Source organism: Pseudomonas sp. XP1, assembly GCF_053557675.1.
In genome coordinates, this window is the sequence record NZ_JBNRIJ010000001.1 from 384,625 (window position 1) to 402,246 (window position 17,622).

A 17,622-nucleotide genomic window follows, 5' to 3' on the forward strand; every position below is an offset into this window, starting at 1 on the left:
ACGATCAGCTCAACTCCAGCCAGATCGGCGCATGGTCCGACGGTTTTTCCATCCCGCGCAGCTCATAGTCCACACCCGCATCCTTGATCCGCGGCACCAGGTGCTGCGAGGCCATGATCAGGTCGATGCGCAGGCCGCGCTTGGGCTCGTCCTCGAAGCCGCGGCTGCGGTAGTCGAACCAGCTGAAGCGGTCGGAAACCTCCGGGTACAGGTGGCGGAAACTGTCCACCAGGCCCCAGGCTTTCAAACGTTCCATCCATTCGCGCTCTTCCGGCAGGAAGCTGCACTTGCCGGTCTTGAGCCAGCGTTTGGCGTTGTCCGGACCGATGCCGATGTCGCAGTCCTGCGGCGAGATATTCATGTCGCCCATCACCAGCAGCGGCTGGTCGTTGCGAAACTGGCCTTCCAGCAGGGCCTGCAAGTCGCTGTAGAAGCGCTGCTTGGCCGGGAACTTGGTGGGGTGGTCGCGGCTTTCACCCTGGGGGAAGTAGCCGTTCATGATGGTGACAGGGTTGCCATCGGCATCGGCGAAGGTGCCCCAGATAAAGCGGCGCTGGGCGTCTTCTTCATCGCTGGCAAAGCCCTTGTGCAGGCTCAGCGGTGCCTGGCGCGACAGCAGGGCCACGCCATAGTGACCTTTCTGGCCGTGGTAATGCACGTGGTAGCCCAGCGCCTGCACGTCGGCCAGCGGGAACTGATCGTCGCTGACCTTGGTTTCCTGCAGGCCGATCACGTCCGGCTGGTGCTTTTCGATCAGCGCCGCCAGCTGGTGCGGGCGGGCCCGCAGGCCGTTGATGTTGAAACAGACGATCTTCATGGAAAGATAATCCCGGTAAAAGGCGCGATGCTAGCCGACATCGCTTGCCATCACCAGCATGGCGGCTTCGGGTGCCTGCTGCTAACGTCCTTTCCAGGGCACTGTAAGCCCATTCCAGGAGGACTGCCCGCAATGCCCGAAACCACTGCCACCCCGGCCCGTGTCTGCCTGCTCGATGACGGCTACAGCCGCGAGGCGCGTTCGCTGCTGTACAACGCCTACCGTCACGAACCTACCTTCGCCTATATCTTCGAGGCCCAGCGCCCAGGTTATGAGCGGCGCCTGCGGGTGATGGTGCGCGAGTGGGTACGCCAGCACTTCTACCTGCAACTGCCCGCCATCGGCTTGCTGGTGGAGGACCGCCTGATCGCCCTGGCCCTGATCGTGCCGCCGATGCGCCGGCTGGGGGTGGCCGACAGCTGGGCCTGGCGCCTGCGCATGATGATGGGCACCGGCCTGCGCTGTACGCGCCGCTACATGGACTACCAGGCCGCCTTGGCCACCTGCCTGCCCACCGAGGAGGTGCATGTGCTACCGCTGTTGGGCGTGCACCCGCAATTTCAGGGCAAGCACTACGGCGAGCAATTGTTACAAGCTGTGCATGACTGGTGCGCAGACGACCCTGGTACCCAGGGTGTGGTGCTGGACACCGGCAACGAGCACTACCTGGCCTTTTACCAGCGTCAGGGCTATGAGGAAATTGGCGAGGTGGCTGTAGGACCAATCCGCGAGAGGGTGTTCTTCCATCCCAATCCGGTCTCTTCCAATTCTGCTTTTGCCTGAGCAGACTGCGCGGCGGCTCCCTTGAGCGCCCGGCTCTGGTAGCATTCGCCGCATGACGTATTCAGGAAGATTGACCTGGGGCCTGGTTATCTGGGTCGCCAGTTTCGCAGCATGGGGCCAGAGCGAGTTGCTGGTGAAGGTCAAACCGGCCAACAAAGCGCTCAAGGCCAATGTCGAAGGCTATATCGGTTCCCTTGGCGACCGCGATGAAGAAGCGCTGCTGCGCTTCAGTCGCGGCGCCCAGGAGCAGGCGCGCAAAGCCGCGCAGGCACTTGGCTACTACCAGGCGCAGATCGATACAGAGGTCAAGCCCGCCAGCGAGGCTGACCGTTCCCCTCAACTGATCATCACCATCGACCCCGGCGAACCGATTCGCCTGCGCAACGTGACCATACGCATCGAAGGCCCTGCCAGCGAGATGAAGGCCTTTCGCGTGCCCGACAGCAAGGCCCTGCGCGCTGGCGAACAGCTCAACCATGGCCATTATGAAGATGCCAAGCGGCTGATCCAGAACCAGGCGTCACGCTATGGCTTTTTCAGTGGGCGCTTCAGCCGCCAGCGCCTGGCGGTCGACCCCCAGGCGGGTGTGGCCGATATCGAACTGGTCTACCAGAGCGGCCCGCGCTATCACCTGGGCGCCGTCACCTTCGGTGGCGACACACCGCTGGACGAAGACCTGCTGCAGCGCATGGTGTCGTTCAAGCCAGGCACACCTTACGACTCGGAACTGATCGCCGAGCTGAACAATGACCTGCAATCGAGCGGCTACTTCGAAGGCGTGCGCGTGGATGCGGCACCTACCGCCGCCGTGGGCGAAGAAATCCCCGTGGATGTCCGCCTGGAAACCCGCAAACCGCGCACCATGGGCCTGGGCCTGGGCTTCTCGACCGACGTCGGGCCACGCGGCAAGGCCAACTGGACCCGCCACTGGGTCAACCCGCAGGGCCATAGCTACGGTTGGGAAACCGAACTGTCGGCGCCCCGGCAGAACGTCGGCCTTTGGTACGACATCCCCCTCGACCCGCCGCTGACCGACAAGTTGCGCTTTGCCGGCGGCTACCAGAACGAAGAAATTGCCGGCACCGACACCCTCAGCAAACTGCTGACGGTGGGCCCCGAGTGGCACAGCAAACTGCCAAGCGGCTGGCAGCGGGTGATTTCCCTCAAGTACCAGCGCGAGGAGTACCGCCTGGGTGATGACTCCGGGCTGAGCAACCTGCTGATGCCGGGGGTGAGTTACTCCTTCCTGCGCAGTGACAACCGCATCGACCCGCATAACGGCTACCGCCTGCAGTTCGATGTGCAGGTGGCCAAGGAAGGGCTGGTCTCGGACACCAACCTGCTGCATGGCAACGTGCTGCTCAAAGGCCTGACAACGCTTGGCCATGACCACCGCTTGCTCGGCCGGGTGCAGTTCGGTGGCAGCGCGACCAATGGCTTCAAGAACAACATTCCGCCGTCGCTGCGCTTTTTCGCCGGCGGCGACCAGAGCGTGCGTGGCTATGACTACCAGACCCTGTCGCCGAAGAATAGCGACGGCGACCGCATTGGCGGGCGCTACCTGGTCGCCGGCAGTGTCGAGTACCAGTATTCGCTGACCGAAAAGTGGCGGCTGGCAACCTTCGTCGATCAGGGCAACTCGTTCAACGACCTGGAACTGCCAAGCCTCAAGACCGGTGTCGGTTTTGGCGTGCGCTGGGTGTCGCCGGTCGGGCCGTTGCGGCTGGACCTGGCCAAGGCGTTGGACGATGAAGGGGGAATTCGCCTGCACTTTTCCATGGGGCCTGAGCTGTGAGACGCGTGATCAAGTACATTCTGGCGGGCCTGCTAGGGGGAGCCGTAAGCCTGGGCCTGGCGCTCTGCCTGCTGCTGGGGACCGAGGCCGGCAGCCGCTGGGTGCTGGGCAAGGTGCCCGGGCTTGAGGTGGCTGACTTCCAGGGCCGCCTGGCCGGTAGCTGGCAAGCCAGCCGGCTGAGATGGGACGATGCCGGCAGCATGGTAGAGGTACAGGCACCACTGCTGGCCTGGTCGCCGGCATGCCTGCTGCGCTCTACCTTGTGCATTGACCAGTTGCAGGCGCAGCGCATCGACATGGCCTTTGCACCCAGCGCCGAACCGGCCGACAGCGGCCCGCTGCAATTGCCGGCCCTGCGCTTGCCGCTGGCCATCGAACTGGGCGAGGTCAAGGTTGGCCAGTTGCGCATGGATGGCAATGACCTGCTTGGCGACCTGAAACTGCAGGCGCACTGGACCAATACCGGGCTGCGCATCGATAGCCTGCACCTGCAGCGCGATGACCTGCAGTTGAGCCTGCAGGGCGACCTGCAGCCCGAAGCCGACTGGCCGGTGCAACTCCAGGCGCAGCTGCAGCTGCCCGCGGTAGACGGCAAACCCTGGCAACTGGCGCTGACCGCCACCGGCGAGCTGCAGAAAACCCTGAAACTCGCAGGCACCAGCAGCGGTTACCTCGACGCTACGCTGAGCGGGCAATTGCAGGCGCTGGCCGAGCACCTGCCGGCGACCTTGCAGATCCGTTCCGCGGCCTTCAAGCCGGCCGCCTCGTTGCCCGACACCGTGCAGCTCAACCAGCTCAAGCTCGACGCCCGGGGCGACCTGCTCAAGGGCTATCAACTGTCGGGGGCGGCCAGCCTGCCGGCCGAGCAGTCGCCGATCGCTGTGCTGTTGTCCGGGCTGGTCGACAGCAAAGGTGCCAGGCTCGATGCCCTGGACCTGAACGCCAGCGATACCCAGCGGGTCAAGTTGCAAGCCACGGCTGACTGGCAGCAAGGTCTGGTCGCCGACGCCCAATTGGACTGGCAGGACTTCCCGTGGCTGCGCTTGTATCCACTTGAGACGCCGCCCGAAGTCACCCTCAAGCGGTTCTTGGCCCAGGTGCGTTATCGCGATGGCAACTACCAGGGCACATTCAATGGCGACCTGGATGGCCCGGCCGGCGCGTTCAGCCTGGCCAGCCCGTTCGAAGGTGACTTGAGTCAGGTGAAGCTGCCGCAGTTGGCGCTGAGTGCCGGGCAAGGCAAGGCTGCCGGTAGTGTCGCCGTGCGCTTTGCAGACACCCTGGCATGGGATGTCGACCTGCAGTTGTCGGCGCTCGACCCAGCCTATTGGCTGGCCGAGCTGCCGGGTACCCTGGCGGGGCCGCTGCGCAGCAAAGGCGAAATGAAAGGCGATGCCCTGAGCCTGGATGCCCAGCTTGACCTGAAAGGCCGCTTGCGCGGCCAGCCGGCAATGCTCAAGGTCGAGGCCCAAGGGGCAGGGCAGAGCTGGACCTTGGGCGCGCTGGCAATCCAGCTCGGGAGTAACCGCATCAATGGCAGTGGCAGCCTGCAGCAGCGCCTGGCCGGGCGGGTCGACCTGGACCTGCCGCGCCTGGGCCAGTTGTGGCCAAGATTGCAGGGCCAGGTCAAGGGCCGGCTGGACGTCGCCGGTACCTTGCAGGCCCCGCAAGGTACGCTGACACTGCAGGGCCAGCGGCTGGCCCAGGTGGAAAACCGCCTGCAGCAGCTGGACCTGGATGCCCGGCTGGACAACGCCCAGCGTGGCGTGATCGAACTCAAGGCCAGCGGCATTCACCTGGGTGACACGGCATTGGGGACCTTGCAGGCCAACGGCAAAGGCGACATTCGCCAGCAAGCCTTGACCCTGGCGTTGGACGGCCCGCAGCTCAAACTCGACCTCGGCCTGGATGGCCAGTTGAACAAGGGTGACTGGCGCGGGCGCCTGGCCAGTGGGCGGATCCAGGCCGGCGGCCAGGATTGGCAGTTGCAGGCGCCGGCACGCCTGCAGCGGTTGGCCAGCGGCCAGCTGGACTTTGCTGCGCACTGCTGGCGTTCCGGGCAGGCCAGCCTGTGCGGCGACGACCAGCGCCTGGCCCCCGAGCCACGCTTGCGCTACCACCTCAAGCAGTTCCCGCTGGACAGCTTGGCCCAGTGGCTGCCGAAGGACTTCGCCTGGCAGGGCCTGCTCAATGCCGACATCAATCTGGACATTCCGGCCAGCGGCCCAAAGGGCACTATCGTCGTCGACGCCAGTGGCGGTACCCTGCGCGTGCGCGACAAGGACCGCTGGGTCGACTTCCCGTACCAGGCCCTGCGCCTGGACAGCACGCTGGCGCCAAGGCGCATCGATACCCGCCTGGCGTTCCGCGGCGAGCGCCTGGGCGAGCTGACCGTCAACACCCGCCTTGATCCAATGGGCAAGAACAAGCCGCTGTCGGGTGATTTCCGCCTGGCCGGCCTCGACCTGTCGGTAGCGCGTCCGTTCGTGCCGATGGTCGAGCGCCTGGCCGGGCAGCTTAATGGCAGTGGCCGGCTGTCGGGTACCTTGCTGACGCCGCAGGTCAACGGCAACCTGATGCTCAATGGCGGCGAAGTCAGTGGCGCCGAGCTGCCGGTCAGCCTCGAGGACCTGTCATTGCAGGCATTGATTGCCGGCGAGCAGGTACAACTCAATGGCGGTTGGCGCAGTGGCGAGGCGGGCCGCGGCCAATTGAATGGCAACCTCACCTGGGGCCAGGCACTGGGCATGGACCTGCGTCTGCAGGGCCAGCAATTGCCCGTCACGGTCGAGCCCTATGCGACGCTGGAAGTCGCCCCGGACCTGACCTTGCGCCTGGTCGATGACAAGCTGGCGGTGACCGGCAAGGTACAGGTGCCCAAAGGCACGATCACTGTACGCGAGCTGCCACCGTCCACGGTCAAGGTTTCGGATGACACGGTGATCGTCGGCCACCAGACCGAAGAGGGCAAGCCACCCATGGCGATGGCCATGGACATCGATGTCGAAGTGGGCCGCGACAAGCTTTCGTTCAGTGGCTTTGGTCTCACGGCGAACCTGCTTGGCCATGTGCACATCGGCGACAACCTCGACACCCGTGGCGAGCTGAGCCTGGCCGACGGCCGCTATCGCGCCTACGGTCAGCGCCTGACCATCCGCCGTGCGCGGTTGCTTTTCGCGGGCCCGATCGACCAGCCGTACCTGGACATCGAAGCGATCCGCAAGGTCGACGACGTGATTGCCGGTATCCGCCTTAGCGGCAGTGCCGAGCAGCCCACCAGCAAAGTGTTTTCGGAGCCGGCCATGAGCCAGGAGCAGGCGCTGTCTTATCTGGTACTGGGGCGGCCGCTGGGCGCTTCCGGCGAAGACAACAACATGCTCGCCGAGGCAGCCTTGGGTCTGGGCCTGGCGGGTAGCGCCGGCATCACCGGCAGCCTGGCCTCCAGCCTGGGCATCGACGACTTCCAGTTGGACACCGAAGGTTCGGGCAATACCACCAGCGTGGTCGCCAGCGGCAACCTCACCGAGAAACTGAGCTTGCGCTACGGTGTGGGGGTGTTCGAGCCCGCCAACACCATTGCATTGCGCTACAAGCTGAGCAAGAAGGTGTACCTCGAGGCTGCCAGCGGGCTGGCCAGCTCACTGGACATCTTCTACAAGCGCGACTTCTGAGGCGGTGCGGGGTGGCCGTCAACGGACGATGGCTGCCTCGATGAACTCATTGGTGTCGGGCGAGGGCGGCGGGCTGGGGGCGCGTACCGGGATCATCAGGTTGGTGTATTCCTCGATCAGCCGGTTGAGGGCTTCTGGTGGTTCGCTGGCCTGGAACTGCATGCGGATCTGCACTTCGTCTGGGTCACGGCTCTCGCCCTGACGCCCTTGGCCGCCGATGGTGACCTTGAAGCTGGCGGCGTTGTTTTCGCCAGCGGTGAGCAATGCCTGCTGTGCTTCGGTGCCTTTGACCCTAACCGAAAGGTCGACCTGCATGCGCTCGAGGGCCAGGCCCTTGGGAGACACCAGCGCAAACAGTGGTACGCGCATGATGTGCTGGCCGTCCATGGCCACCTCGACCATCTTGGCTTTCATGGGCGCGCCCAGCGCCCCGGTGTCGCATTCGAAAAACTGGTCGAACAGGTTGATGTACTGCTGCGCGATCAGGCTGTTGGTAGCACTGGCGGCTTCCTGCAGGCCACGGGTAATTTCGCGCAGGTCGATTGACGTCATGGGGGTAGGGGCTTTATCCAATGATTCGACTCCTCGGGCCAGGTGGTGCCCCCTGGTCAGGGGGGCTGTTCGGGGCAGGGGGGGCGTGCCTCAAGGGGTGCTTGCGCCGGGGGTCGGAGCACCGGTGGCTGCGGCGCCGGTGGCTGCAGAACCGGTGGCTGCAGTACCGGTAGCTGCAGTACCGGTAGCTGCTGGGCTCTTCAAGGTATCGGCCTGGGAAATTACGTCCTGGCTGTCCAGTTTGGCGGTTTTGACCACGGTCGGCTTTGTCGCGGCGTCGGTCAGGAAGTCGATCACCCGCATCATCGCTTCAGGCGGCTCCTGGCGTTTCAAGGTCGTGTTGAAGGCATAGCGGGCGCGGGTGTCAGTCTTGCGGGTTTGCGTGGACTTGTGGCTGACGCTGCCCTTCACGTTGAGCTTGAACGGCCCCCAGCCCAGCGAACCGCTTGCCTCGGCGTTCATGTCCTTGCTGGAAACGTCTTCCGACATCTGGTTGATGACCAGCTCGAACTCGACATTACCTTCTTCGATGGAGATGTTCGGGTGGGTGATTGCCGCCACCAGCGGCACCTTCATGGTCTTGCTGACCACGCCCTTGTATTCGCCTTGTTCGTCAACGATGGTTTCGTCGTAGTCGAACTGGATAGCCACGGCCTTGCCGTCCTGGACGCACACCTGCATCAGGAAGTCGGCGTAGGATTTGCTGGCGGTGACCTGGGCCTGGACCATGGCCTGCAAGGGGCCTGCGATCATTCGGTCCATCGGCAGGGCATTGATTACGGAGCCGATGAGGCTGTTATCTATCGACATTGCTGGGTTCTCTTTCTGGTTGGGTTAAAAACGTGGTTGCCAATCGTGGTCACGATGCCAGGGCTTCAGCGAGCGCAATGTTCCTGGCGGCGAATGTTGCCGATCTGGCGCAGGCTCAGGCCGTACTTGTCAGCGAGCAGGCTGCGGGACAAGCCGCTGGCGCTTTCCTTCTGAATCTGCAGGTTGCGTAACTGGCGCATGAAGTGGTCAGCCTTGGGAATTTCCAGGGCGACACCGGCAAAGCGCTTGATCAGCGCGTCCAGCGCTTCGGCCGGCAGCACGTCGGCAAGCTTGGTGCGCTCGCGGTGCTTGGGGATGTACTTGGGCCTGCCTCCGTAGGCGCAGGTCAGCTGGTAGGCGTTTTCGATGCCGATGCAGTCGATCAAGGCCTGCAGCGAATGGGGCAGTTGGCTGATATCGATGTGGCTCAAGTCTGGCAGTTGCATATGGCGCTCCTTCGGGACGGATGGGCTGTGCTACCCGATCACCAGCGGCGTTATGTCGTAGGTGTGACTGGATTTTCTGTGACAGCCGAGGCGTGTCGCTAGGCGCCATATGGGTTGGGGCTTGTAGCTTCCGCGAACAGGTTTTGCAGGCAGCGATATCCGGCGTTGTAGGACATGGCTTCAACATTTGGCTGTGGCGGGTGATTTCCGATCAGGGCACTCTCAGTGCTTTGCCTTGGGTGTGGTAACCCTCAATCACACGGATAGCTGCTCAGCAAACTTGCGCTGCGCAGGTAGGCCTGAGGGGCGTCGCGCATACCTTGTGGCAGCGTGCGCCAATCGACCAGCAGGCACAGCGCGTGCAGCGGCTGCCCGTCACGGTGGCCGATGACCTGGTCTGCAAAGCTGCGGCGGTACAGTGCCTGAGTCTGCAGCTGTGCTTGTACCTGGTCGGCCTGGGCCAGGGTTTGCCGGGCTAGCTCGGGCAGTTGCGCGGGGGCGACAGTGAAATGTAACGACGCACCCTTTGCCTGCAGGTAACCGGCCTGGCGCACGCGCTGCCACAGCTGTTGCCATTGGCTGGCGCCCGCGCTGGCAGCCAGTTCGCGGCCCAGTTCGAGCAGTTGCTCGGGCGGGGTCTGGTGGGTGTCCAGCGCATGAAGGGAAAAGGGCGTCAGGAACAGCGACGCGAACAGAAGGGGTTTGTACATGGTGCCTCCGGCATGGGTGCTTGGGAGCCCCATGCTTTCAGGCCGGCGCCGCCCCACCCAGCAGGAAATGCAGCGCCGGGGCCGGTGGCCGTTGTATCATTGCCGCGGCTCGTTGCGAGCCATTTGCCCCTGATGTTGCAAGGAACCTTCGATGACACACGTGCAGCGCCTCAAATATTCCCTTCTGATCATCCTGGTGGTACTGGGCCTGATGCTGGGCCTGTCCCACCTGCAGAAGCAGGGCACGATCAGTGAGCAGACCTTCCAGATGCTGGCCATCGCCATCGCGGTGGTGGTCGTGGTGATCAACGGCATACTGCGGCGCAAGGTCAAACCCTGACCTTGCCGGGCCGGCCAGGCATGGCCGGCCACGCGCTCAGCGCAAAGGCCTTCGCTCGAGCACAGCGCGCGCTTGCGGGTCGAGGCTGTAGCATTTGTCGCTACCCAGCTGGATGACACCCTCGCTGCACAACCGCTTGAGCACTTCGCGCACGCTGAGGAACGACAGCGGGATATCCAGCTGTTCCAGTTGCGCGTGTACGCCGCGCACGCCAATGCTGCGGCCACTGCGGTCGGCGGCGTGCAAGGCATCGATGACCTTGAGGCGGATCAGGCTGGTACGCAGGCCGAAACTGCGCAACAGCTCGCGGATCTGTTCGTTGCCGATGCGCTCGTCAGCAAAAACGTCCCGTTCCGTGGGCGTTTTGCCTGGGACACGCGCAGCCTGGATCGAGGGTTGCGGGTTGTACATGTGAATGCTCCTTTTCGTGGACGAACCCGAAATCTGGGTGCCTCACTTACTAGGACGAATGAGAACGGAAAAACTGCAGCCCACGCGCAAAAAAAAGCCTGGTTCTGTTCAAGACGTTCCATTGCCTTGTAATACGTAAAATTTTCATCTGGCCATTCGTCTGATCGGGATGACCCCGAACCCGAGGATTGCCCGTGCTTCCACTTTCCCATCCCATGACTTGCGCAGGCCTGGCTGCCGCCTTGGCAGCCTTCAGCGTCGGCGCAGCGCCGGTGCAGTCCGCCGCAGCCGATGCCAGTGCGCAGATTCGCCGAACCACTTACGGGGTGCCGCACATCGTTGCCAAGGACGAGCGCGGCCTGGGCTATGGCATCGGCTACGCCTATGCCCAGGACAACCTGTGCCTGCTGGCCAATGAAGTGCTGACCGTGAGTGGCGAGCGCTCGCGCTACTTCGGTGCCAAGGGCAAGACCTTGGAGCAGCGTGACAACCTGGCCAGCGATGTGTTCTTCGCCTGGCTCAACACACCAGCGGCAGTCGATGCGTTCTTGCAGGCGCAGCCAGCGCCGGTGCAGGCGCTGCTGGCAGGTTATGCCAGCGGCTACAACCGGGCGCTGGCCGAGCGCCGCAGCAAGGGGTTGCCCGCCGAATGTGGCAACGGCGAGTGGTTGCGGCCGATCAGCAGCGAGGACCTGGTCAAGTTGACCCGTCGGCTGCTCGCCGAAGGCGGTGTCGGGCAGTTCGTCGAAGCGCTGGCCGGGGCGCAACCACCAACCCAGGCCGGCCAGCCGACGGCGGCAGGGTTTGCCGCGGCGCTGGCCAGGCAGCAGCGTTTTGCCACGGAGCGCGGTAGCAATGCGGTGGCCGTCGGGGCTCGGCGTTCGGCCAATGGCCGCGGTCTGTTGCTGGCCAACCCGCACTTCCCGTGGATGGGTGGCATGCGCTTCTACCAGATGCAGCTGACCATTCCCGGCCAGCTCGATGTCATGGGGGCGGCATTGCCGGGCCTGCCGGTGGTCAACATCGGTTTCAACCAGCATCTGGCCTGGACGCATACCGTCGACACATCGAAGCACTTCACCCTGTACCGCCTGCAACTCGACCCCAAGGACCCGACCCGCTACCTGCTCGATGGCAGGTCGCTGCCGCTGGCCCGGCAGACCGTCAGTGTTGCGGTCAAGGCCGAGGATGGCAGCCTGAACCAGGTACAGCGCCAGGTCTACAGCTCGCAATTCGGCCCGGTGGTGCAATGGCCGGGGCGCCTGGACTGGGATACGCAAGCCGCGTACAGCCTGCGCGACGCCAACTTAGAGAACACTCGGGTGTTGCAGCAGTGGTACCAGATCAACCGTGCCGACAGCCTTGCAACGTTGAAAGGCTCGATCGAACAGCTGCAGGGCATCCCCTGGGTCAACACGCTGGCGGTGGACCCGGCAGGCAAGGCCTTGTACCTGAACCAGTCAGTGGTGCCTTATGTGGATCAGCAACTGCTGAGTGCGTGCAGCAACCCGCAGGCACAGGGGCGCCTGGTGGTACTGGATGGCTCACGCAGTGCGTGCCAGTGGAAGGTCGATGCGCAGGCCGCGCAGCCGGGAATCTTCCCTGCGCGGCTGCTGCCGAGTCTGGAGCGCGAAGATTTCGTGCAGAATTCCAACGACCCGGCCTGGATGGCCAACCCGGCGCAGCCGCTGACCGGTTATTCGCCGCTGGTCAGCCGCAGTGACCAGCCGCTGGGCATGCGTGGCCGCTTTGCCCTGCAACGCCTGCAGGGCACGGCCCGCCTGGGCGTTGACGACCTGCAGCGCATGGTGACCGATGACGAGGTCTACCTGGCCAGCCTGGTATTGCCTGACCTGCTGCAGTGGTGCAAGGGCGCCGATGCGGATGTGCGGGCGGTATGCAGCAGCCTGGCGGCCTGGAATGGCAAGGCTGACCTGGACAGCGGCATTGGCCTGGTGCATTTCCAGAACCTGTTCGATACCTTGGCCGAGCATCCGGAAAGCTGGCGGGTGGCTTTCGACCCGGCCGACCCGCAGCACACCCCACGAGGGCTGGCGGTAGAACGGGCGGCCGTGCGCAAGTTGCTGCACCAGGCCGCACTGGCGTCGCACAAGCAGGTGAGTGACAGCGGCATGGCAGGGGATGCGCGCTGGGGGCAGGTGCAACAGGCGAGCGATGGCACACCGGTGCCGGGTGGCCCGCAGGCTTTGGGCGTTTACAACGCGATCTACAGCGTGCCGCACGGGCAGGGCAAGCGGCTGGTGGTCAGTGGTACCAGCTACCTGCAACTGGTCAGCTTTACCGACAAGGGGCCGCAGGCCCGCGGGCTGTTGGCGTTTTCCCAGTCGAGTGAAGCGGCTTCGGTGCATGCCGCTGACCAGACCAAGGCGTTTGCGGCCGGGCAACTGGTGGTGATTCCGTTTACCGATGCGCAGATCAAGGCTGATCCGGAGTATCGGGAAGTGGTGATCAGTGAGCGGGACAAGGGGGCAGTGGTCAGCCGGCCTTGAGGCGTTAGCCTGTGTCTGCCTCTTCGCGGGTAAACCCGCTCTCACAGGTACTGCACCAAAGCTGCAAGCGGCACGATACCTGTGGGAGCGGGCTTACCCGCGAAGAGAGCGACTCGGTTGGTCAGGAAAACTCGAACGGCGCCAGCTGAAACCCTTGTTCGTCAACCTGCAAGGCCCAACCGCGGCGGTCCCAGTCGCCCAGCACGATACGCCGTGCCGGTTGCCCGTCGACCACCAGCTTGTGTATCGCCGGCCGATGAGTATGCCCATGCACCAAGGTACGTACACCATGCGCCGCCATTACCTTCGGCACTTCCTCCGGCGTGACATCGACGATATCGGTGGACTTCATCCGCGTTTGCGTACGGCTTTCGCTGCGTAGCTTGCGGGCCAGCTTGTAGCGGGCAGACAGCGGCAGGTGCCGCAACACCCACAGGCTCAGCGGGTTGCGCAGCAAGCGGCGCATTTTCATGTAGGCCAGGTCGCGGGTGCACAAGGTATCGCCATGCATCAGCAGCACCTGCTCACCACCCAGCTCGATCACGCTGGGGTCTTGCAGCAACGTGCAGCCCGCAGCATCGCAGAAGGCCTGGCCAATCAGGAAATCACGGTTGCCATGCATCAGGTAGATGGCCGTGCCGCTGTCGCTCAGCTGACGCATGGCCTGGCAGACCGACTGCTGGAAGGGCGTCATGGCATCGTCGCCGACCCAGGCTTCGAAGAAGTCGCCAAGGATGTACAACGCCTTGGCGTGGCGGGCACGGCCATCGAGCAGATCAAGAAACGCCCGGGTAATGTCCGGGCGTTCTTCTTGCAGGTGCAGATCGGAGATCAGCAGGATCACTCAACGATCTCGGCTTTCTCGATGATCACGTCGTCCTTCGGCACGTCCTGGTGGCCGGCCTTGGAACCGGTGGCGACCTTTTCGATGGCGTCGACGATTTCACGGCCTTCGATCACTTCGCCGAATACCGCGTAGCCCCAGCCCTGCACGTTCTTGCCGCTGTGGTTGAGGAAGTCGTTGTCGGACGAGTTGATGAAGAACTGCGCCGAGGCGGAGTGCGGTTCCATGGTACGGGCCATGGCGATGCTGTACTTCTTGTTCTTCAGGCCGTTGTCGGCTTCGTTCTGGATGCTGGCGCGGGTCTTCTTCTGGCTCATGCCAGGCTCGAAGCCGCCGCCCTGGATCATGAAGCCCTTGATCACACGGTGGAACACGGTGCCATTGTAGTGGCCGTCCTTGACGTACTGAACGAAGTTTTCGGTAGTCAGCGGCGCTTTCTCGGCGTCCAGCTGCAGGACGATGTCGCCGTGGTTGGTGCTCAGTTTGACTTTGGACATGCTGAAACTCGCTCTTTCAAGGCAATCGGAATTAGGGTGCGCAGGGCGCGGGTTATCACCTGACGCAGGATCAGGCGATCGCGACACATGGCGCGCACTGGCCATTTTGCCAGGCTGCGGCAAAAAGCCGTGATAAATCACGCCAGTTTGTCCGGGCCCGACTGTCAGCAGCTTGACTGCTTCGGCTATGATAGGCCCTTTGATTCAATCGGCCTACCCAGGCCGGACACGTGCATTCAAGGATCCTATGAGCAAGCCCACTGCCGACAACGCGCCCAACGCCGCTGCCAAAGGCGCCCCCGCTGTCCCTGCGAACTTCCTGCGGCCGATCATCCAGGCCGACCTGGACTCGGGCAAGCACAGCAGCATCGTCACCCGTTTCCCGCCGGAGCCCAATGGCTACCTGCACATCGGTCACGCCAAGTCGATCTGCGTCAACTTCGGCCTGGCCAAGGAATTCGGGGGCGTCTGCCACCTGCGTTTCGACGATACCAACCCGGCCAAGGAAGACCAGGAGTACATCGACGCCATCCAGAGCGATGTCAAGTGGCTGGGCTTCGACTGGGCCGGCGATGTGCGCTACGCCTCCGACTACTTCGACCAGTTGCACGATTGGGCGGTCGAGCTGATCAAGCGTGGCAAGGCCTACGTCTGCGACCTTACCCCCGAGCAGGCCAAGGAGTACCGTGGCAACCTCAAGGAACCGGGCAAGAACAGCCCGTTCCGCGAGCGCAGCGTTGACGAGAACCTCGACCTGTTCGCCCGCATGAAGGCCGGCGAGTTCAAGGATGGCGAGCGCGTGCTGCGGGCCAAGATCGACATGGCCTCGCCGAACATGAACCTGCGCGACCCGATCCTGTACCGTATCCGCCATGCCCACCACCACCAGACCGGTGACAAGTGGTGCATCTACCCGAACTACGACTTCACCCATGGCCAGTCGGACGCCATCGAGGGCATCACCCACTCGATCTGCACCCTGGAGTTCGAAGGGCATCGTCCGCTGTACGACTGGTTCCTCGACAACCTGCCGGTGCCGGCACACCCGCGCCAGTACGAGTTCAGCCGCCTGAACCTGAACTACACCATCACTTCCAAGCGCAAGCTCAAGCAGCTGGTGGACGAAAAGCACGTCGAAGGCTGGGACGACCCACGGATGTCGACCCTGTCCGGCTTCCGTCGTCGTGGCTACACCCCGGCCTCGATCCGCAACTTCTGCGAAATGATCGGCACCAACCGTTCCGACGGCGTGGTGGACATGTCGATGCTCGAGTTCAGCATCCGTGACGACCTGGACCGCACCGCACCGCGCGCCATGTGCGTGCTGCGCCCGCTGAAGGTAGTCATCACCAACTACCCGGAAGGCCAGGTCGAGCAGCTCGAACTGCCGCGTCACCCGAAGGAAGACATGGGCGTGCGCGTGCTGCCGTTCTCCCGTGAACTGTACATCGACCGCGACGACTTCATGGAAGAGCCGCCGAAGGGCTACAAGCGCCTGGAACCGGCCGGTGAAGTGCGCCTGCGCGGCAGCTACGTGATCCGCGCCGACGAGGCGGTCAAGGATGCCGACGGCAACATCGTCGAGCTGCGCTGCTCGTACGACCCGGACACCCTGGGCAAGAACCCGGAAGGCCGCAAGGTCAAGGGTGTGATCCACTGGGTACCGGCCGAGGGCAGCGTCGAGTGCGAAGTGCGCCTGTACGACCGCCTGTTCCGCTCGCCGAACCCGGAAAAGACCGAGGAGGGCGGCACCTTCCTGGACAACATCAACCCAGGCTCGCTGCAAGTGCTCAGCGGCTGCCGTGCCGAACCGTCGCTGGCCCAGGCGCAGCCCGAGGACCGCTTCCAGTTCGAACGCGAAGGCTACTTCTGCGCCGACCTGAAAGACAGCCAGCCGGGCCGCCCGGTGTTCAACCGCACTGTCACTCTGCGTGACTCCTGGGGCAGCTGAGGAACCGCCGTGCTTACCATCTACAACACGCTGAGCAAAGCGAAGGAAACTTTCAAACCGCTGGATGGCAACAAGGTGCGCATGTACGTCTGCGGCATGACCGTATACGACTATTGCCATCTGGGCCATGGCCGCAGCATGGTGGCCTTCGACCTGGTCACCCGCTGGCTGCGCAAGAGCGGCTACGAGCTGACCTATGTGCGCAACATCACCGACATCGATGACAAGATCATCAACCGGGCCAACGAGAACGGCGAAAGCTTCGATGCCCTGACTGCCCGCATGATCGACGCGATGCACGAAGACGAGCGCCGCCTGAACATCCTGCCGCCGGACCAGGAGCCGCGTGCCACCGACCATATCGCCGGCATGCACGCGATGATCCAGACCCTGATCGACAAGGGTTATGCCTACGCACCGGGCAACGGTGACGTGTACTACCGCGTCGGCAAGTTCGTCGGCTACGGCAAGCTGTCGCGCAAGAAGATCGAAGACCTGCGCATCGGTGCCCGTATCGAGGTCGACGAAGCCAAGCAGGACCCGCTGGACTTCGTGCTGTGGAAGGGCGTCAAGCCGGGCGAGCCGAGCTGGGAATCGCCATGGGGCCCGGGGCGTCCGGGCTGGCACATCGAGTGCTCGGTGATGTCCACCTGCTGCCTGGGTGAGAGCTTCGACATCCACGGCGGCGGCAGCGACCTGGAGTTCCCGCACCACGAGAACGAGATTGCCCAGAGCGAGGCGGCCACCGGCAAGCAGTACGCCAACGCCTGGATGCACTGCGGCATGATCCGGATCAATGGCGAGAAGATGTCCAAGTCGTTGAACAACTTCTTCACCATCCGTGACGTGCTCGAGAAGTACCACCCTGAAGTGGTGCGCTACCTGCTGGTGGCCAGCCACTACCGCAGCGCGATCAACTACTCGGAAGACAGCCTGCGCGATGCCAAGGGCGCACTGGAGCGCTTCTATCACGCCTTGCGCGGCTTGCCACGGGTGGCGGCCAAGGGTGGCGAAGACTTTGTCGAGCGCTTCAGCGTGGCCATGAACGACGACTTCGGCACCCCCGAAGCTTGCGCCGTGCTGTTCGACCTGGTGCGCGAGATCAACCGCCTGCGCGACAGCGACGTGGAGGCTGCGGCCGGCCTGGCCGGTCGCTTGCGCGAGTTGGGTGATGTGCTGGGTGTGCTGCAGCTGGAAGCTGATGACTTCCTGCGCGCCGGTGCCGAAGGCAAGGTGGATGCCGCTGAGGTCGAGGGCTTGATCCAGGCGCGCCTGCAGGCGCGTGCGGACAAGAACTGGGCCGAGTCCGACCGCATTCGCGACCAGCTGACCGCCATGGGTGTGGTGCTGGAAGACAGCAAGGGTGGGACTACTTGGCGTCTGGCTGACTGATCGATGTCATTGGGGCTGCTGCGCAGCCCATCGCCGGCAAGCCAGCTCCCACAGGTACAGCGCAAGCCTGAAGAACTGCGCAGTCCCTGTGGG

Annotated in this window: 15 protein-coding genes; 7 read left to right on the forward strand and 8 right to left on the reverse strand. The window is 63.8% G+C overall.

Features of this window, described 5'->3' with window-relative positions; translation table 11 throughout:
• Positions 1 to 4 precede the first annotated feature (4 nt).
• Positions 5 to 817, reverse strand: a complete 813-nt coding sequence (gene xthA / locus ACK1U9_RS01785) for an exodeoxyribonuclease III (RefSeq protein WP_046616596.1) — start codon at positions 815 to 817, stop codon at positions 5 to 7.
• Positions 818 to 949: 132 nt separating this feature from the next.
• On the opposite strand from xthA, the gene ACK1U9_RS01790 reads away from it, so the two are divergent.
• From ACK1U9_RS01790 to ACK1U9_RS01800, 3 genes are read left to right on the forward strand one after another with little or no spacing between them, the layout of a single operon-like run.
• On the forward strand, positions 950 to 1,600 hold the full coding sequence (locus ACK1U9_RS01790; protein WP_046616595.1) for a GNAT family N-acetyltransferase: 651 nt from the start codon (positions 950 to 952) through the stop codon (positions 1,598 to 1,600).
• A 52-nt stretch (positions 1,601 to 1,652) separates the two neighbouring features.
• Complete coding sequence (locus ACK1U9_RS01795) at positions 1,653 to 3,395, forward strand: autotransporter assembly complex protein TamA (RefSeq protein WP_108481329.1); 1,743 nt, start codon at positions 1,653 to 1,655, stop codon at positions 3,393 to 3,395.
• Positions 3,392 to 7,066, forward strand: a complete 3,675-nt coding sequence (locus ACK1U9_RS01800) for a translocation/assembly module TamB domain-containing protein (protein WP_449109634.1) — start codon at positions 3,392 to 3,394, stop codon at positions 7,064 to 7,066. Before ACK1U9_RS01795 ends, ACK1U9_RS01800 begins: the two co-directional genes overlap by 4 nt.
• Before the next feature lie 18 nt (positions 7,067 to 7,084).
• Here ACK1U9_RS01800 and ACK1U9_RS01805 read toward each other — a convergent pair whose 3' ends face one another.
• The 4 genes from ACK1U9_RS01805 to ACK1U9_RS01820 form a co-directional block, all read right to left on the reverse strand.
• Positions 7,085 to 7,618, reverse strand: coding sequence for a DUF2589 domain-containing protein (locus ACK1U9_RS01805; RefSeq protein WP_286195884.1), 534 nt, complete (start codon positions 7,616 to 7,618; stop codon positions 7,085 to 7,087).
• Between the two features lie 90 nt (positions 7,619 to 7,708).
• On the reverse strand, positions 7,709 to 8,428 hold the full coding sequence (locus ACK1U9_RS01810; RefSeq protein ID WP_230386544.1) for a DUF2589 domain-containing protein: 720 nt from the start codon (positions 8,426 to 8,428) through the stop codon (positions 7,709 to 7,711).
• Positions 8,429 to 8,493: 65 nt separating this feature from the next.
• Positions 8,494 to 8,874 carry a Mor transcription activator family protein gene (locus ACK1U9_RS01815; RefSeq protein ID WP_085598605.1) on the reverse strand — a complete coding sequence of 127 codons (381 nt, stop codon included), beginning with the start codon at positions 8,872 to 8,874 and terminating at the stop codon, positions 8,494 to 8,496.
• A 251-nt stretch (positions 8,875 to 9,125) separates the two neighbouring features.
• Positions 9,126 to 9,584: a hypothetical protein gene (locus ACK1U9_RS01820; RefSeq protein ID WP_085598607.1), complete on the reverse strand. Its 459-nt coding sequence runs from the start codon at positions 9,582 to 9,584 to the stop codon at positions 9,126 to 9,128.
• Between the two features lie 151 nt (positions 9,585 to 9,735).
• Between ACK1U9_RS01820 and ACK1U9_RS01825 the strand changes: the two genes are divergently transcribed.
• A complete protein-coding gene (locus ACK1U9_RS01825; protein ID WP_003248064.1) occupies positions 9,736 to 9,924 on the forward strand; it encodes a hypothetical protein in 189 nt (62 codons plus the stop codon).
• 36 nt (positions 9,925 to 9,960) lie between these two features.
• Here the strand turns inward: ACK1U9_RS01825 and ACK1U9_RS01830 are convergent, their stop codons facing one another.
• Entirely contained in the window at positions 9,961 to 10,335 is a 375-nt protein-coding gene (locus ACK1U9_RS01830) for a fe2+ zn2+ uptake regulation protein (RefSeq protein WP_449109635.1), read from the reverse strand.
• A 215-nt stretch (positions 10,336 to 10,550) separates the two neighbouring features.
• Here ACK1U9_RS01830 and pvdQ point away from each other — a divergent pair, with 215 nt between their 5' ends.
• Positions 10,551 to 12,845, forward strand: a complete 2,295-nt coding sequence (pvdQ, locus tag ACK1U9_RS01835; protein ID WP_108480248.1) for a bifunctional acylase PvdQ — start codon at positions 10,551 to 10,553, stop codon at positions 12,843 to 12,845.
• Between the two features lie 121 nt (positions 12,846 to 12,966).
• Here the strand turns inward: pvdQ and ACK1U9_RS01840 are convergent, their stop codons facing one another.
• Both ACK1U9_RS01840 and ACK1U9_RS01845 read right to left on the reverse strand, forming a co-directional pair.
• Positions 12,967 to 13,689 (reverse strand): UDP-2,3-diacylglucosamine diphosphatase, encoded by a 723-nt coding sequence (locus tag ACK1U9_RS01840; RefSeq protein ID WP_108480249.1) that lies wholly within the window; start codon positions 13,687 to 13,689, stop codon positions 12,967 to 12,969.
• Positions 13,686 to 14,186, reverse strand: coding sequence for a peptidylprolyl isomerase (locus ACK1U9_RS01845; RefSeq protein WP_003259195.1), 501 nt, complete (start codon positions 14,184 to 14,186; stop codon positions 13,686 to 13,688). Before ACK1U9_RS01845 ends, ACK1U9_RS01840 begins: the two co-directional genes overlap by 4 nt.
• Before the next feature lie 247 nt (positions 14,187 to 14,433).
• On the opposite strand from ACK1U9_RS01845, the gene ACK1U9_RS01850 reads away from it, so the two are divergent.
• The gene (locus tag ACK1U9_RS01850; protein ID WP_046616584.1) at positions 14,434 to 16,137 is read left to right on the forward strand and encodes a glutamine--tRNA ligase/YqeY domain fusion protein; all 1,704 of its coding nucleotides are present in this window, start codon (positions 14,434 to 14,436) and stop codon (positions 16,135 to 16,137) included.
• Between the two features lie 9 nt (positions 16,138 to 16,146).
• Positions 16,147 to 17,529, forward strand: a complete 1,383-nt coding sequence (gene cysS, locus ACK1U9_RS01855) for a cysteine--tRNA ligase (RefSeq protein ID WP_085598612.1) — start codon at positions 16,147 to 16,149, stop codon at positions 17,527 to 17,529.
• Positions 17,530 to 17,622: the final 93 nt, after the last annotated feature.

Excerpts from the sequence above, each read along its gene's own strand:
- ACK1U9_RS01845 (WP_003259195.1), bottom strand. The coding sequence starts at position 14,186 with ATGTCCAAAGTCAAACTGAGCACCAACCACGGCGACATCGTCCTGCAG.
- ACK1U9_RS01810 (WP_230386544.1), bottom strand. The coding sequence starts at position 8,428 with ATGTCGATAGATAACAGCCTCATCGGCTCCGTAATCAATGCCCTGCCG.
- ACK1U9_RS01820 (WP_085598607.1), bottom strand. The coding sequence starts at position 9,584 with ATGTACAAACCCCTTCTGTTCGCGTCGCTGTTCCTGACGCCCTTTTCC.
- ACK1U9_RS01825 (WP_003248064.1), top strand. The coding sequence starts at position 9,736 with ATGACACACGTGCAGCGCCTCAAATATTCCCTTCTGATCATCCTGGTG.
- ACK1U9_RS01815 (WP_085598605.1), bottom strand. The coding sequence starts at position 8,874 with ATGCAACTGCCAGACTTGAGCCACATCGATATCAGCCAACTGCCCCAT.
- ACK1U9_RS01790 (WP_046616595.1), top strand. The coding sequence starts at position 950 with ATGCCCGAAACCACTGCCACCCCGGCCCGTGTCTGCCTGCTCGATGAC.
- ACK1U9_RS01830 (WP_449109635.1), bottom strand. The coding sequence starts at position 10,335 with ATGTACAACCCGCAACCCTCGATCCAGGCTGCGCGTGTCCCAGGCAAA.
- ACK1U9_RS01795 (WP_108481329.1), top strand. The coding sequence starts at position 1,653 with ATGACGTATTCAGGAAGATTGACCTGGGGCCTGGTTATCTGGGTCGCC.
- ACK1U9_RS01850 (WP_046616584.1), top strand. The coding sequence starts at position 14,434 with ATGAGCAAGCCCACTGCCGACAACGCGCCCAACGCCGCTGCCAAAGGC.
- pvdQ (WP_108480248.1), top strand. The coding sequence starts at position 10,551 with ATGACTTGCGCAGGCCTGGCTGCCGCCTTGGCAGCCTTCAGCGTCGGC.
- ACK1U9_RS01805 (WP_286195884.1), bottom strand. The coding sequence starts at position 7,618 with ATGACGTCAATCGACCTGCGCGAAATTACCCGTGGCCTGCAGGAAGCC.
- xthA (WP_046616596.1), bottom strand. The coding sequence starts at position 817 with ATGAAGATCGTCTGTTTCAACATCAACGGCCTGCGGGCCCGCCCGCAC.